The 14,672-nt window shown below is 25.2% G+C and carries 13 protein-coding genes and 1 CRISPR repeat array; of the genes, 10 read left to right on the plus strand and 3 right to left on the minus strand.

Features of this window, described 5'->3' with window-relative positions:
* Positions 1-586 precede the first annotated feature (586 nt).
* Together NON08_RS13150 and NON08_RS13155 are read right to left on the minus strand one after the other, a co-directional pair.
* Positions 587-742 (minus strand): hypothetical protein, encoded by a 156-nt coding sequence (locus NON08_RS13150; protein WP_256692073.1) that lies wholly within the window; start codon positions 740-742, stop codon positions 587-589.
* 130 nt (positions 743-872) lie between these two features.
* Positions 873-1,475, minus strand: coding sequence for a hypothetical protein (locus NON08_RS13155; protein ID WP_256692074.1), 603 nt, complete (start codon positions 1,473-1,475; stop codon positions 873-875).
* Positions 1,476-1,738: 263 nt separating this feature from the next.
* Between NON08_RS13155 and NON08_RS13160 the strand changes: the two genes are divergently transcribed.
* Genes NON08_RS13160 through cas2 form a run of 8 tightly spaced genes read left to right on the plus strand, consistent with a single transcriptional unit; the run spans position 1,739 to position 10,281 of the window.
* Positions 1,739-2,428, plus strand: coding sequence for a CRISPR-associated endoribonuclease Cas6 (locus NON08_RS13160; RefSeq protein ID WP_256692075.1), 690 nt, complete (start codon positions 1,739-1,741; stop codon positions 2,426-2,428).
* 24 nt (positions 2,429-2,452) lie between these two features.
* Entirely contained in the window at positions 2,453-4,252 is a 1,800-nt protein-coding gene (locus NON08_RS13165; RefSeq protein ID WP_256692076.1) for a hypothetical protein, read from the plus strand.
* 2 nt (positions 4,253-4,254) lie between these two features.
* On the plus strand, positions 4,255-5,184 hold the full coding sequence (locus NON08_RS13170) for a type I CRISPR-associated protein Cas7 (RefSeq protein ID WP_256692077.1): 930 nt from the start codon (positions 4,255-4,257) through the stop codon (positions 5,182-5,184).
* A 2-nt stretch (positions 5,185-5,186) separates the two neighbouring features.
* The gene (gene cas5b, locus NON08_RS13175) at positions 5,187-5,921 is read left to right on the plus strand and encodes a type I-B CRISPR-associated protein Cas5b (RefSeq protein ID WP_256692078.1); all 735 of its coding nucleotides are present in this window, start codon (positions 5,187-5,189) and stop codon (positions 5,919-5,921) included.
* A 53-nt stretch (positions 5,922-5,974) separates the two neighbouring features.
* Complete coding sequence (gene cas3 / locus NON08_RS13180) at positions 5,975-8,491, plus strand: CRISPR-associated helicase Cas3' (RefSeq protein WP_256692079.1); 2,517 nt, start codon at positions 5,975-5,977, stop codon at positions 8,489-8,491.
* 11 nt (positions 8,492-8,502) lie between these two features.
* A complete protein-coding gene (cas4, locus tag NON08_RS13185) occupies positions 8,503-8,988 on the plus strand; it encodes a CRISPR-associated protein Cas4 (RefSeq protein ID WP_256692080.1) in 486 nt (161 codons plus the stop codon).
* Positions 8,989-9,003: 15 nt separating this feature from the next.
* Entirely contained in the window at positions 9,004-9,999 is a 996-nt protein-coding gene (gene cas1b, locus NON08_RS13190) for a type I-B CRISPR-associated endonuclease Cas1b (protein WP_256692081.1), read from the plus strand.
* A complete protein-coding gene (gene cas2 / locus NON08_RS13195; RefSeq protein WP_256692082.1) occupies positions 10,000-10,281 on the plus strand; it encodes a CRISPR-associated endonuclease Cas2 in 282 nt (93 codons plus the stop codon).
* Positions 10,282-10,432: 151 nt separating this feature from the next.
* Positions 10,433-12,164: a CRISPR direct-repeat array (repeat unit 30 nt; unit sequence CTTTAACCTTAACATTAGATGTATTTAAAT).
* Positions 12,165-12,437: 273 nt separating this feature from the next.
* Here the strand turns inward: cas2 and NON08_RS15140 are convergent.
* Complete coding sequence (locus tag NON08_RS15140; RefSeq protein WP_413774061.1) at positions 12,438-12,794, minus strand: IS1 family transposase; 357 nt, start codon at positions 12,792-12,794, stop codon at positions 12,438-12,440.
* 428 nt (positions 12,795-13,222) lie between these two features.
* On the opposite strand from NON08_RS15140, the gene NON08_RS13200 reads away from it, so the two are divergent.
* Both NON08_RS13200 and NON08_RS13205 read left to right on the plus strand, forming a co-directional pair.
* Positions 13,223-13,936, plus strand: a complete 714-nt coding sequence (locus tag NON08_RS13200; protein ID WP_256692083.1) for a DUF5058 family protein — start codon at positions 13,223-13,225, stop codon at positions 13,934-13,936.
* Between the two features lie 33 nt (positions 13,937-13,969).
* A complete protein-coding gene (locus NON08_RS13205) occupies positions 13,970-14,650 on the plus strand; it encodes a hypothetical protein (protein ID WP_256692084.1) in 681 nt (226 codons plus the stop codon).
* Positions 14,651-14,672 lie beyond the last annotated feature (22 nt).

The following is a 14,672-nucleotide window of genomic DNA, read 5'->3' on the forward strand; positions in this document are numbered from 1 at the left end:
AGGTTTAGATATTGGAATTGCATCAGTAGGATGGGCAAAAGTATCTGGGAATGAAAATATAATAGATACGGTGTAAGATTGGGACTATACCAAATTTAGTGTAAATTGACTTCTTAGCTATCAAATTTTAAATGTCCAAATAGGCTATCTTAGATTAATTACTCCAAGGTACTTCTTGCTAAGATAGCTTTTTTTATTTCAAATATTTTTCTAAACATTTTCCGTACTCTATTTGATAACATTCTTAGGATTCCTTCTCAACCTCTGACTTTTTGGTTCCATTTTTTCATAATATTTTTACTAGAAAGAAAAAGGATCTTTAATAAAGCATCTTCACTAGGATAAACAGATCTAGAATTACTAACTTCTAAGAGTTGTCACAAGCTCAGGAAGGTCATTTTTTAAAGTCTCTAAAGCTTCAAATGCGCATTCTGCATTAGTAGCATTGTTAGCTGCTAAGCATAGCTTTTTCCTATTCTTAACAGCCTTGAATTTTATTCCTAAAAAAGTACTAAACTCTTTTCTTAGATTTTCGATTTCTTTTCTGAAATTTCTAGTTTCAATCTATCCCTCAAGAATATTTTAACTAGTTTGAACATCTTTTCCGCTGAACCTCTATCTCTACAAAAAGCTTAAAGTCATCTGCGTATCTAACAATTCTAACTTCTCTTAAGTTTGTATCCTTAAGAGCTCTCTCTTTATTAGCAAGATTAGAATATTCTCGTCTAGTTTTTAGTTCCAATCATTGTTTATGTATCCACCAGTCTAATTCGTTTAAAACTATATTAGCTAGTAGTGATGAAATAATCCCAACTTGAAAGTTTACAAAATATTTAATTAAAAATCAATTTAATAACTAAAAAGGTTAGCTTCTATCTTTTATAAATCGTAAAGTACCCTTCAACATAGTCCTCTTGTTTTATTGTTCTAGCTAAAAACATAACTAATCTAATTTTACAATTTAAACTTTCTAAAGTAGTAACTAAAGAGTAAAAAGTTTTTCCAGAAGTTAATATATCATCAAAAACTATAAGATATTTTCCCTTTAATTTATCTTCATTCAATATAAACTCATATTTCTTAGCCCTCATATCATCTTTTAAATGATTGGGAGAGTTATTTTCTTTCATACTTATATAATTATATCCATTTTCAATTTTTAACTCTTCACATAAAAGCTCACAAAATTTCTTATATCTCTTTTCATTTACTCTTTTATTAGATGCTGGTATAGGAAGAAAAGTTACCCCATTTAACTTGTAAGTTCCATAATTTTCTATAAGCCATTCCTTTATTTCAATAAGAAATTTATCAAAAGATACTCCATTTTTAAACTCATATATTTCATCTCTTGTCTTTCTATCTAAAGCTCCTATTTCATATCTTTTGGGATAATATACCCTAAAAACTTTTATTGAATATTTTTTATTACTTTTTTTAAAAACTAAAGATTCGATATCTTTATATAGCTCCATAGATATTTCTCCTTTAAAAAAGATTTTATTATACTAAAAAATCACCTTTTTTATCTCCAAAAAACAATATTACTAATTTAGAAAAAATATATTTGTATAATTTATTAGGAAAGTTATCTTTATTTTTTATACTAGAAGAAATTTTAAAAACTTTTAAGAATATTTCAAATAGATAACTTCTAAAATATGAGGTATAATTTAATATTAAATTTATAAAATTAAGTAATACTCTAAGAATAGTATATAGAAGGAGGGATATTATTTTGAACACATATGAAATTGATTTAAAAGTATATTTATTAAAAGATATTTCAAAAGAAAGTGCCTTAGAAAAGATAGCAAATTTAATTGATCTCTCATTTTTAAAAAATGAGGATATGAAAGATTATCATAAATCTATCAAATTTAAAAACTATGTTTTTAATAGTTTTTATCCTTTAGAAAAATCAATTTATAAATCTGAAAATATATACACTATAAAATTGAGAGTTTTTGGGGATGAATTTAATAAATTTTTTAAAGAGGCATTGCCGGGGTTAAGAAATGATGATATTCAAATTCTTACAGCTAAAAGTATCTTAATAAATAAAAAACATATATTGGAAATTTATAGTATAACTCCCGCTGTATGCAAATTTGATAATGGATATTGGAAGGAGCATGAAACATTTGAAACATTTGAAAAAAGAATAAAAGAAAATGCTATAAAAAAATATAATTTCTTTTTCAATACTAAGCTAGATGAAAATTTTGATTTTATAAAAAAGATAGATTTTAAAAATAGAATTCCAATAGGAACAAAATATAAAAATATAACTCTTTTAGGAGATAAATTACAAATTGAGCTTGAAGATAATGAATTTGCTCAAAAGTTAGGATGGATTATTTTTTCAACAGGTCTTTTAGAGCTTGGCGCTCGAGGATTTGGATATGTTAATGCAAAATTTATTTAATTTAAATAGATAGCGGGGTGAAAAATGCTAAAAGATTGTATAGAAATTTTTAAAAAAACTAGGTCAGAGTATTTAAGTAAAAGTAATGAGCATAATAAAATAACTTTTATTACAGATGACTATCCTTTAAGTTATGGAAGCTACATTTTAGTTGATAATAAAACTGGAAAAATAAAAAAATATCTAGAAGTAAGAAAAGATAGTACAAAAGATAAAGAATATAGATACTTTGCAAATTTAGATTATTTGAGCTCTCTAATAGATATTAAGAAACCAATAGATATGAAAAAAGTTATTCATTCTAACAATATCTATAGTTTTTTTATAAAAAAAGACTCCTTAGAAGATAAGTTAAAAAAGGAGAGAATTGATTATTATTATTCTAATCTTTTAAATCCAAACTTAAAATATAAAAATGATAAAAAGAAACTTAATTTGTATCTAGAGATTGAAAAAAGACTAGGTAAAGTAAACGCTGATGATGTTATTTATATTAATTCTTGGATTGAAGATAATATTCTTAATAAAAATATTTCTGATATCAATAACAGATTAAAAGAGGATTTAGATATAGATGATAGCTTAAAAGCTGATAAGAGTTACCTAAAGATATTTTTTGATTTTCCTCTTGAAAATTTTGAAAAAGAGTGTGAAAAATACACTATTCCAAATATTTATAATAATAATATGTTTAATGTAGAGATTGATAATATTATTTATGGACTACCTAATAATAATATAACCTTGAACTCTGATAAGATATTTTTAAAAAATATGTCTAGAAAAAATACCATACCATATTTGATAGATAGTAGCGAAGTTCTTGAACAAAAATATTTTTTTGACTATCTTAAAAGTTTTCTAGGACAACATAAAAATAATATCTATTTAAGCTTTGAAGATGGAATAAATGGATATGAACAGTTTCCAGAAAAAACTAAATCAGGTTATTTTTTAAGAGTTAATAGGCCTAAGCCTAATAAAGGAGCTGAACCTCAAATTGTTGATTTTGAAATTTTAAAAGATAAAGAAATTAATATTAAAATAATTAATCGAGATCTGTTTAATCTTCCTTATAAAGGAGATATTCCAGACTATTATAAAACTATAACTAATGAAAATGTTCTTCAAAAATTAATTAATGATATTTTTTATGAAAACTGTTTAACTACAAATTATTTTAATTCTCTTAAAGATATAACCTTACCTAAACATGTAGTTATATCTAAAGATTTGTTAGGACAAAGTAAAAATATATGGGAAGATTTATTTTTCAAAAAAAATGAAACTTTTTTAAAAGCAAATTTTGAAAAAGTTGGATTAAAAATTATTAAAAATACTATTCTTAATAATAAAACTATCAAACCATATGAATTTAAAGCTTGTGAACAATTTAATCTATATATATCAATATGTAAATATATATTCAATAGGGAGGAAGATATGAAAGTTATAGCTAACAATATTTTTGATTCTTTAAGTGAAAAAATAAACTCTAATATAACTAAAGAAATCAATTCTGATGAAGAATACTTTATGGCTGCAGGACAGCTTGCTAAGTATTTTATATCTCTTAGTAAAAGTGCTGAGAAAAAACATTCTTTAATTAATCCTATTATTAATTGTAAAAATCCACAAAAATTAAAAGATGAACTTCAAAAATTATTTAAAAAGTATAATTACAGAATAGATTCAAATAGCAAAAGATTTAATAATCTATATGGAATGATTTTAGCCTATGACTGTACTTCTAAGATTAATGAGAAATATTTAATGTTAGGGTATCTTTTTAATTCTTTAATATATTTTAAGGAGGAAAATTAATTATGAAAAAAAGAGTTTATGGTATTATTGGAATAAAGTCAATTATGGCAAACTGGAATGCTGATTTTACAGGGTATCCCAAAACAACATCTGATGGATCTATTTTTGGTAGTGATAAAGCCTTAAAATATCCTATGAAAAAGATGTGGGAAAATGAGAATGAAAAGATCCTATATATAAAATCATATAAAATAGATAATGAAAAAGGAGAAACTAAATTAAGACCTCGTAGTTTAAAAGAGAGATACGAGCAAATATTTAATGCTGAGGATTTAAAAAAAGAAAAAAGCATTGAAAATGTTCTAAAAAATCTATTTTTAGCAACTGATGTTAAAAACTTTGGAGCTACCTTTGCTGAAGAGGGGAAAAATTTAAGTATCACAGGAGCTGTACAAATTACTCAAGGGTTCAATAAATATATTGATAGTATAGCAGAGGAACAATCAATTTTATCTCCATTTAGAAACTCTAAAAACTCTGATGATGATAATTCAACTTTGGGAAGTAAAATTGTAAGTAATGAAGCACATTACATATATCATTTTGCTATAAATCCAAGAGCTTATGATGAATTTAAGGCAATGGGTGTAACTGAAGGTTATACTGAAGAGGACTATGCTAAATTCAAAAGGGTAGCTTTAGTATCTGCAACATCTTTTAATACAAATAGTAAAGTTGGATGTGAAAATGAACTTGCTGTATTTATAGAAGCGGATGAAAATCAATATTTACCTGATTTAGGAAATTTAGTTGAATTTGAAAAAATAGATAATGACAAAAATAGATTTATTTTTAAATTTTCAGAACTTTTAAACTCATTTAAAGAATCAATAAAGTCAATTGAGGTTTATTATAACCCATATAATACTGAGATTGAAAAAACAATAGAAGGAGCAAAGTATTATAATATCTTTACTAGAGAAGAGGTGTAAAAATGAAAGCTTTAAAATTTAACTTAAGTGGACAAACAGCTTTCTTTAAAAAACCTGATGTTAATAGTTATATTTATTTTACATATTCTAATATACACAAAGTTTCCCTTCTAGGTATTTTGGGAGCTATTTTAGGGTTGGAAGGATACAATCAACAAAAACGAAAGATTAACCCTTCTATATATCCAGAATTCTATGAAAATCTTAAAGATTTAAAGATTAGCATTGTTCCAAAAAATATTTCATTAACTAAAAAAATTCAAGTTTTTAATAATAGCGTTGGATATGCAAGCTTTGAAGAGGGTGGAAACCTTATTATAAAAGAACAGTGGCTTGAAAATCCTGAATGGGATATCTATATTTTATTAGATAATGGCTCTGGTCTTTTAAAGACTTTAGAGGAACGATTATTAAAATATCACTTTACATATATTCCTTATTTAGGAAAAAATGATCATATTGCTAATGTAAAAGATGTTGAAATTTTAGATATTGAAAATATTGAAGATACTTATGAAATACATAGTCTTATAGATAAAGCTAGTATAGAAACTATTAGTCAGCCTCAAAGAGTAAGAGGAGAGTATTTTAAATATGAGGAAAGGCTTCCATATAAATTAGAGAAGATTACAAATCAATATATCTACCAAAAATTTTTGCATACTAACTTTAATTTAAAACTACAATGTTTTAAAGATATATATAGATGCAATGATCTAAATCTTTTTTTCTTTTAAGAAAAATTTAACCCTAACATTAGATGTAAATAAAGGTCAAAGGAGAGATAAATATGTTTAGTTTTGTTGATAACTTTGAAAAATTTTATGCCCATATTTCAAAAGAGAGAGTAGAACTCCTTAAAGATCATATTTATTTAACTGAAAAATATGTAAAAAAAATAATACATGAGAAAAACTTGGAGGAGGTAATCAATAATTTAGGACATAGTTTTTTTAAGGATAAGAAAGATTTTGAATTTTGGAAAAATATGTTTTTTGACACTATTATTTTCCATGATATTGGAAAGATCAATGAAAATTTTCAAATTTTTAAGATGAAAAATAAAAACTTTAAAAAAAAGGAAAATTTTACAACAAATCACTCTCCACTATCAACTAAAATATATTTTGATTACTACATAGACAATGTTTTAGAATCTCATGAAGATATGCTAATTTTCCTTTTTCTTAATATGTATATAATATCAAAACATCATGGTTCTTTAGATGAGTTTATGACATTTTTAAACTCTTTTTTAGATTCATATGAAGATTTAAAAGATAAAAGAGATTCGTTATTTAATCTTTTAAAACTAGATGATACTGGTGAAGATATTAGTCAGGTTATTAAATGGCTTCAAGATTCTTTAAAGTGTTTTGAAAAAAATGATTGGGATTTTTTAAATCTTTATATCTATGTAAAGCTTCTATATTCACTTTTGGTATCTGCTGATTTTTACTCGACATCAGAATTTATGAATAAATCTCCTATAGAGGATATTGGACTCTTAAAAAATGTAAATCCTTATTTAGATAATTTTAAAAATACAAAAGTTTTTGAAGGAATAAATAAATATAAAAACTTTAAAGAAAATAAAGAGGAGAATCCATTTAAAAATATTCCAATAAATGTATTAAGAAGCGAGCTTTTCTTAGAATCACAATATAATTTAGAAAAAAATTTAGATAGTAATATCTATTTTCTTGAAGCTCCTACTGGAAGTGGAAAAACTATTTGTTCAATTAATTTAGCTTTTAACCTATTAAAGCAAAACCAAAATTTAAATAAGCTTTTTTATATTTTTCCATTCAATACCTTAGTTGAACAAACTGGAGAAAGTCTTAAAGATATTTTAGGTATTGAAACTTATAATAAAGATGTAAGTATTATTAATAGCATAACTCCTCTTTTTAAAGAAAGTGAAAGTGAAATAAAATTAGAATCTGGTGAAAAAATAGATTATGAAAAGTTTCTTTTAGATAGGCAATTTATACATTCACCTATAGTTTTAACAACTCATGTCAATTTTTTTAACTATCTTTTTGGTTTAGATAGAGAGTCTCATTTTCCACTATTTCAAATTGCAAATAGTATTGTTATTATAGATGAAATTCAAGCTTATAAGAATAATATTTGGAAGGAGATTGCAATCTTTTTAAATTATTTTTCAAAAGTTTTAAATATTAAATTTATAATTATGTCTGCAACATTGCCTAAAATTGATGATTTAATAGATTGTTCTTTAAATAAGACTGTTTTTACTCCATTGATTTCTAACATAAATAAATATTATCAAAATGAACTATTTTCTAAAAGAGTTGAAATTGATTATTCTTTTTTAGAGGATTTAAAAAAATGTGATAACTCAAAAAAATTAAAATTATTAAAAGATAGTGTAATTGAAAATTATAATGAAAATAAAAAAATAGTTGTTGAATTTATTAAAAAGAAAACTGCATTTGAATTTTTTAAACTTTTATTAGATGAAAATATCAACTTAAATTTAGAACTTCTAACTGGAGATGATAATAAAGTTGAAAGAAAGGAGATTATTTCAAAAATTAAAAATGAAAATTCTCCTATTATTTTAATATCTACCCAAGTTATAGAAGCTGGTGTAGATATTGATATGGATGTAGGATATAAAAATATATCTATCTTGGATTCAGAAGAACAATTTTTAGGAAGAGTAAATAGATCTTGTAAAAAAAGTGGAAAAGTTTATTTTTTTGAAATCGACAAACCAAAAGATGTTTATAAAAATGATGTAAGAAGTGATTATGAAAACACTTTAAACTCAGATAAAATAAAAAAAATCTTAATAAATAAAGATTTTAAAGAGTATTATAATCAAATTATAGCTTCTCTCAATAAAGAAGCTATAAAAATGAATACTAAGAATATTGATAAGTTTAAAAAAGATTCTCTCTTTACCTTAAATTTTAAAAATATTTCTGAAAGATTAAAATTAATAGAAAAAAGAGAGGACGTTTCTATCTTTCTTAATAGAGAAATTAACATTGATAACAAAACTATCAAAGGTTACGAAGTATGGCATGAATATAAAGAGTTATTAGAAAATAATGCTATTTCCTACTCTGAAAAAAGAGTAAAATTATCAAATCTTATGGAAAAAATGGATTATTTTATCTACAAAGTTAAAACTTTAAACAAATCTTATTCTGATAATATAGGAAATATTTTCTATATCGAAAACACAACGGATTATTTTATTGAATTTAACGGAAAAATGAAATTTAATCGGGAAAAATTTGAAGGAGAAAAATCATTTATAGAATTTTTGTGAAAGGAGCTATTATGAATAATATCACAGGAACAATTATAAACTATTATATCCACTGTAAAAGACAGTGTTATCTCCATTATCACAGAATTAATCTCGAAGATGAAAGCGGTCTTGTAAAGATTGGTAAAGCGCTTCATGAAAGACACAATACAGAAGAAATAGAGATTGATAATATTAAATTGGATAAAATCAAAGGTGAATTTGTTACTGAAATAAAAAAAAGTGATGCTGACTTTAATGCCAGTAGATTTCAACTACTATTTTATTTGAAAAAGCTTAAGGAGAAAGGAGTTATAAAAAAGGGAAGACTTACTTTTTTAGAAAAAAATAAAGTAGATAAGAAAAATCATGAAATTTTATTAGATGATTCATCTGAAAAAGAGTTAGAAGATATTATTTCTGAAATAAAAATTTTAGTTTCAAATTCAACTCCACCTGCTATTGAAAAAAATAATAAATGTAAAAAATGTGCTTATTATGCTTTCTGTTATATTTAAAGAAGGAGGTCAAAAATGGGGACAAAATATATATTATCAAAAGGTGAACTTCATAGACAAGACAACTCTTTAAATTTTAAAAATAGTAATGGAAATAACTACATTCCAATTGAGGGGATAGATGAAATTTATTGTTTAGATGAAGTTTCTTTTAATACAAAAGTTATTGATTTTTTAAGTAAAAATAATATTATTCTTCATCTTTTTAATCATTATGAGGGATATAGTGGAACTTTTTATCCTCGTGAAAAGTATATGAGTGGAAAAGCTGTTATTAAACAAGTTGAAGCTTTTAATGAAAAAAGAGAACTCATAGCTAAAGCTATCGTTTTAGGGATTGCAAATAATATTCATGAGGTGTTATATCATTATTATCGTCACGGAAAAGAAGAACTTAAAGAATTTCTAGATTGGTTAAAAGATGAGATGCCAAAAAAATTAGAAAATAGCAATGATATTTCTGAGATTCTCTTAACAGAGGCAGATATTTGGTATCGTTTTTATAACTCGTTTTCAGTATTTCTTCGGGAAGATTTTGTTTTTAATAAGAGAGTTAAAAGACCTCCTGATAACCCTTTAAATGCTCTTATTTCTTTTGGAAATACAATACTCTATACAAAAACAATGGGACAAATATATCAAACTCACCTTGATCAAAGAATCTCTTTTTTACATTCTCCACAAGAAAGACGATTCTCTTTAAGTTTAGACTTATCAGAAGTTTTTAAACCGGTTATAGTTTTTAAAACAATCTTTGATTGTGTAAATAATAGAAAATTAAGTGTTGAAAAGCATTTTGATAAAAACTTAAATTATTGTCTATTAAACGAAAGTGGGAAAAAAATTTTTTTAGAGGCTTTAGAATCAAAATTTAATGAGACTTTTAAGCATACAACTTTACTTAGAAATGTTTCATATTTAAAAGCTATTAAATATGATGGATATAAACTATTGAAGTATATTCTTGAGGATTTTGAATTCAATCCATTTTCTTTGAAGGAGAAAAAATAAATGGGAAAAAATTATAATTATATTTTTTTATTTTATGATGTAGGGGAAAAAAGAGTAAATAAAGTTTTTAAAATTTGTAAAAAATACTTAAGTCACCATCAAAAATCGGTGTTTAGAGGAGCTATTATACCTGCTAATATAATTAAAATTGAGGATGAACTTAATAAAGTAATTGATCAAAATTATGATTTTATTAATATAATAAAACTTTATGGAACCTATAATTTTGAAGAAAAAATTATAGGTACAAATAAAAAAGATGGCGAATCTATATTTTTGTAATTTTCCAAGTGAAAAATAAAGAAGTCTCTTCAATTAAATAAAAAGAGTATCTTTTGCAAAATTATCTATCAGTTGGAAAAAATCAGAGAAATCGCTTATTTATAGGCTAAATTCAGTCTTTTTACTTTTATAACCCTCTTTATTTACTTGCCTTTAACCTTAACATTAGATGTATTTAAATTTAGCTTTAATTGCTGCTTGTTTGATTAACTGAATCTTTAACCTTAACATTAGATGTATTTAAATGTAGAAATTCACAACTTTGGTAAGTTTGAAACAACTCTTTAACCTTAACATTAGATGTATTTAAATGAGTACAGCCACGAAAACTATCCACTTTCACTTCCTTTAACCTTAACATTAGATGTATTTAAATACGTCTCTAAACCATGAGTATTGACACCATATCTACTTTAACCTTAACATTAGATGTATTTAAATGAAAATCATAATGTGATTATGTTTGTTGATAAAAACTTTAACCTTAACATTAGATGTATTTAAATTTAAAAAAAAGAGTGACAAATTGATTAAAAAGGGTCTTTAACCTTAACATTAGATGTATTTAAATTACATTGCATCTATAATATTCTGGGGCAAAGTAAGCTTTAACCTTAACATTAGATGTATTTAAATAACGCAATAGATTTATATACAGCAGAAGATGTAACTTTAACCTTAACATTAGATGTATTTAAATGGGGAATCATCACAATCACTTCTGCTTGTATCTACTTTAACCTTAACATTAGATGTATTTAAATGCTAGGAATAGTAAGTACTATAAAGAGAGTGAGACTTTAACCTTAACATTAGATGTATTTAAATAAGCTATTACAACCATTTTGTAAGTATGTAGATTTTCTTTAACCTTAACATTAGATGTATTTAAATAAACCTTTGATAAAAGGAGAAACTATTGAATTAACTTTAACCTTAACATTAGATGTATTTAAATGCTGTAATTCCACCATTTTTTACTTCTAGCTCTATACTTTAACCTTAACATTAGATGTATTTAAATCAAATTATCCCAACTTTATCTTTTACAGGAGAGTTCCTTTAACCTTAACATTAGATGTATTTAAATTAGAAGAGAATATTTAGAAAATGGATTTAAAAATATCTTTAACCTTAACATTAGATGTATTTAAATATAGTCATAGGCTGATTTAGTTTACTTTCCAAAACTTTAACCTTAACATTAGATGTATTTAAATTTGATTTTATCCAGGACATTATTATTCTTGTTGTTTACTTTAACCTTAACATTAGATGTATTTAAATTATATAACCTCCTAATAATTTATACCTTTATTTTATCTTTAACCTTAACATTAGATGTATTTAAATTTATTTTAAAACTGATTTTATAGACAAGCAGGATGACTTTAACCTTAACATTAGATGTATTTAAATAAAGTCAGAAACTAGATTATGAGTTAGCAAGTAAACCTTTAACCTTAACATTAGATGTATTTAAATATGGAAAACGAATCCGAACATTCTCTAAATACTGTTCTTTAACCTTAACATTAGATGTATTTAAATGACAGCATCGGAGTCAACACTCTGTGAGTCCAACCACCTTTAACCTTAACATTAGATGTATTTAAATATGGAGGTACCTTTAGTTTTAGATAGTTTATTAAATCTTTAACCTTAACATTAGATGTATTTAAATTTGAATATTTCTCTTGTCAATGCTGATGAAGCTATGCTTTAACCTTAACATTAGATGTATTTAAATTTATCAAGTATAAAAATAGACTCTTTAACAGTTATAACTTTAACCTTAACATTAGATGTATTTAAATAAATTAAGGATGTAACTTTTGATAAAAAAGATGACGCTTTAACCTTAACATTAGATGTATTTAAATTGCTATTAAAAAAGCTATGGATTTTTTTCCAATTATCTTTAACCTTAACATTTGTGACTGATATAATAGATTGTAAGATTTCGCTAGAAAACCCTGCAAATTTTTGTGAAAGGAGAATGCTTGATTTTTCAAAAAAATATTGTAATAAAAGTAGTGAATCTGTTAACTAAAGATGAAAAATAGGTCCAGTTCTTTGAAAAGGGATAAAGATTTTCGACTTGAAATATTTTTGTAAAAAAATGATATCACAAAAAGACATAGCTTGTCTATGCCTCATAAAGAATATTCTTTTTCTTTGTTAAAATATTTGATATTAATTGTTTTAGATTTAAATTCAGAAGAAATACTGTCAAAATTAGAAGTCCTTTTTATTGCAATATAAATATGATTGCACTTTCTAGAATTACATTTAAATCTAGAATAGTAAAGATAATCATGATGTAAATATGTTCCTGAATTACAAGTAGGACATTTAGGATATGAGCGCCTATTATCACCGGGTTTAGAATTAACAGAGAATTGTCTAGCGCATTCTTTGCATTGGTATTTCTGATGTCTAAGATTGTTTTTACCAAAACGATAAAGGTATTTAGAGAAACAACGAGAACAAGAGATATTATTAATATACATAGTTAAAAACTGCTTCTTTCCTGAGGGAATATTGGTTGGTCGAATAACTATTATACCTCAAAGGATTGGAGTAGTTTCAATAAATTTTAAGTTAACAGAAACAATAAAAATTACGGGGGATAAAATGAGCGTTTTAGAAAATTTAAGAAATAGAATTTAGAAGTTAATTGTAAAATTTTTGATAATAACTACTACACATCGGTATTCTTATCGATGTGTTTTTTATTTAACACCCTTAATTTGGGACAATTTATTGGAAAATATGAAATTTTAAAAAAATTTTGTCCTAAAATGATTTAATTTTTCATTTTAAGTGGATTTATACGGGAAAATGTGTTCTTTTTATAAAAAAATATTGTATTATAAGTACAAAAGTGATATAAATATTTAAAGACCTATTAAGGTTATTTCAACTAGGGAGGGAAATTATGGAAAAATTAGGGCACATGCAATATGCAACTCACCATTTAATGTGGGGTGTAGCTATATTGGGAGTGGCATTAGTATTAGTTCAATCGGGGCTTATCATAAAGAAAGCTATTGAAACTGGAAAGAAATTAGGAATTACAGATGAAAGCATGAAAAAAGGAATAAAAACAAGTGCTTTAGCAAGTGTTGGACCAGCAATGGGTGTTGTTGGAAGTTTATTAGCTCTAATAGTAACAATGGGATCAGCTGTATCATTTGTTAGATTAAGCTTAATAGGTGGTTCAAACTATGAAGCAATGGCTGCTAACTTTGGAGCAAAAGCAATGGGACATGAATTAAGTATGGATATGTTTCCAGTTGTATTTACAAATGCACTTTGGACAATGGCTTTAGGATTATTAGGATGTTTAATATTTGTATTTTTCTTTGCACACAAGATGGATAAAGTTAATGGATTATTAACAAATGGTAGAAAAGCTTTACTTCCAGCAATAGGATTAGGAGCAATGTTAGGATCATTTGCATTCTTTAATGTTGGAAATTTAATGCAGTATAATAAAAATCCAAATATTACTATATCAGCTCTTGTTGGAGCATTATTAATGTTTATTTCAATGACAGTTGGAACAAAGAAAAATATAGGTTGGTTAAAAGAATGGAGTTTAACAATATCTATGTTTGGTGGAGCTTTCGTAGGAACATTTTTGGTATAATATTAAACTAGTTAGATTAGGAGGAACAAACATATGAATATTTATGATAAATATATAGACGAAGTAACTAAAATTGGTAGAATTACAATATTATTAGGAGTACTTGCATCACTTGCTCCAGCAATGTTAATGACATTTTATTTTGGATTTAACCCAGGATTAGCAGCAATAGCTGCAGGAGCAATTTCTCAAATATCTGTATCTGGAGCTTTCTGGTTTAGTGAGCCAATTAGTTACTATCCAATAGTTGGAAGAGCAGGATTATATATGGGGTTCTTATCAGGTAACCTTGTAAATATGAGAATACCAGCTGCAATATCAGCACAAGAAGCATCAGGACACTTAGCAGGAACAGACGAAGGATCAATTATGGGAACAATAGGAATTGGAGTTTCAATTTGGGTTGGAGCATTCTTCTTAGTTCTTTCAATAATAGCTGGAGAAACAATTTTATCAGCTTTACCGCCATCATTTATGCAAATGTTAAATCTTATAATACCAGCACTATTTGGAGGAGTTTTCACTCAATTTGCAATGAAATCACCAAAAGCTGCAGTATTCTCTTTAGCAGTATCATTTATAATGATCAAAGTTGTAGATTTTATTCCAGGAAAACCAGCATTCTTAGTAACAGTAGTAGCAGTATTTGCAACAATCTACTATGCTAAAATACTTATGGCAAAAGAAGCACAAACACAAGCTCAAGCAGCTTAATTAAAATTATAAATTTTATAGT

The organism is Cetobacterium sp. NK01 (assembly GCF_024506395.1).
Classification (GTDB): Bacteria; Fusobacteriota; Fusobacteriia; order Fusobacteriales; family Fusobacteriaceae; genus Cetobacterium_A; species Cetobacterium_A somerae_A.

What these genes read in the sequence shown, in the direction of transcription:
- NON08_RS13205 (WP_256692084.1), top strand. Translation starts at nt 13,970, where the DNA reads ATGAATATTTATGATAAATATATAGACGAAGTAACTAAAATTGGTAGA.
- cas1b (WP_256692081.1), top strand. Translation starts at nt 9,004, where the DNA reads ATGGGGACAAAATATATATTATCAAAAGGTGAACTTCATAGACAAGAC.
- cas4 (WP_256692080.1), top strand. Translation starts at nt 8,503, where the DNA reads ATGAATAATATCACAGGAACAATTATAAACTATTATATCCACTGTAAA.
- NON08_RS13200 (WP_256692083.1), top strand. Translation starts at nt 13,223, where the DNA reads ATGGAAAAATTAGGGCACATGCAATATGCAACTCACCATTTAATGTGG.
- cas3 (WP_256692079.1), top strand. Translation starts at nt 5,975, where the DNA reads ATGTTTAGTTTTGTTGATAACTTTGAAAAATTTTATGCCCATATTTCA.
- NON08_RS15140 (WP_413774061.1), bottom strand. Translation starts at nt 12,794, where the DNA reads ATGTATATTAATAATATCTCTTGTTCTCGTTGTTTCTCTAAATACCTT.
- NON08_RS13155 (WP_256692074.1), bottom strand. Translation starts at nt 1,475, where the DNA reads ATGGAGCTATATAAAGATATCGAATCTTTAGTTTTTAAAAAAAGTAAT.
- NON08_RS13170 (WP_256692077.1), top strand. Translation starts at nt 4,255, where the DNA reads ATGAAAAAAAGAGTTTATGGTATTATTGGAATAAAGTCAATTATGGCA.
- cas5b (WP_256692078.1), top strand. Translation starts at nt 5,187, where the DNA reads ATGAAAGCTTTAAAATTTAACTTAAGTGGACAAACAGCTTTCTTTAAA.
- NON08_RS13165 (WP_256692076.1), top strand. Translation starts at nt 2,453, where the DNA reads ATGCTAAAAGATTGTATAGAAATTTTTAAAAAAACTAGGTCAGAGTAT.
- cas2 (WP_256692082.1), top strand. Translation starts at nt 10,000, where the DNA reads ATGGGAAAAAATTATAATTATATTTTTTTATTTTATGATGTAGGGGAA.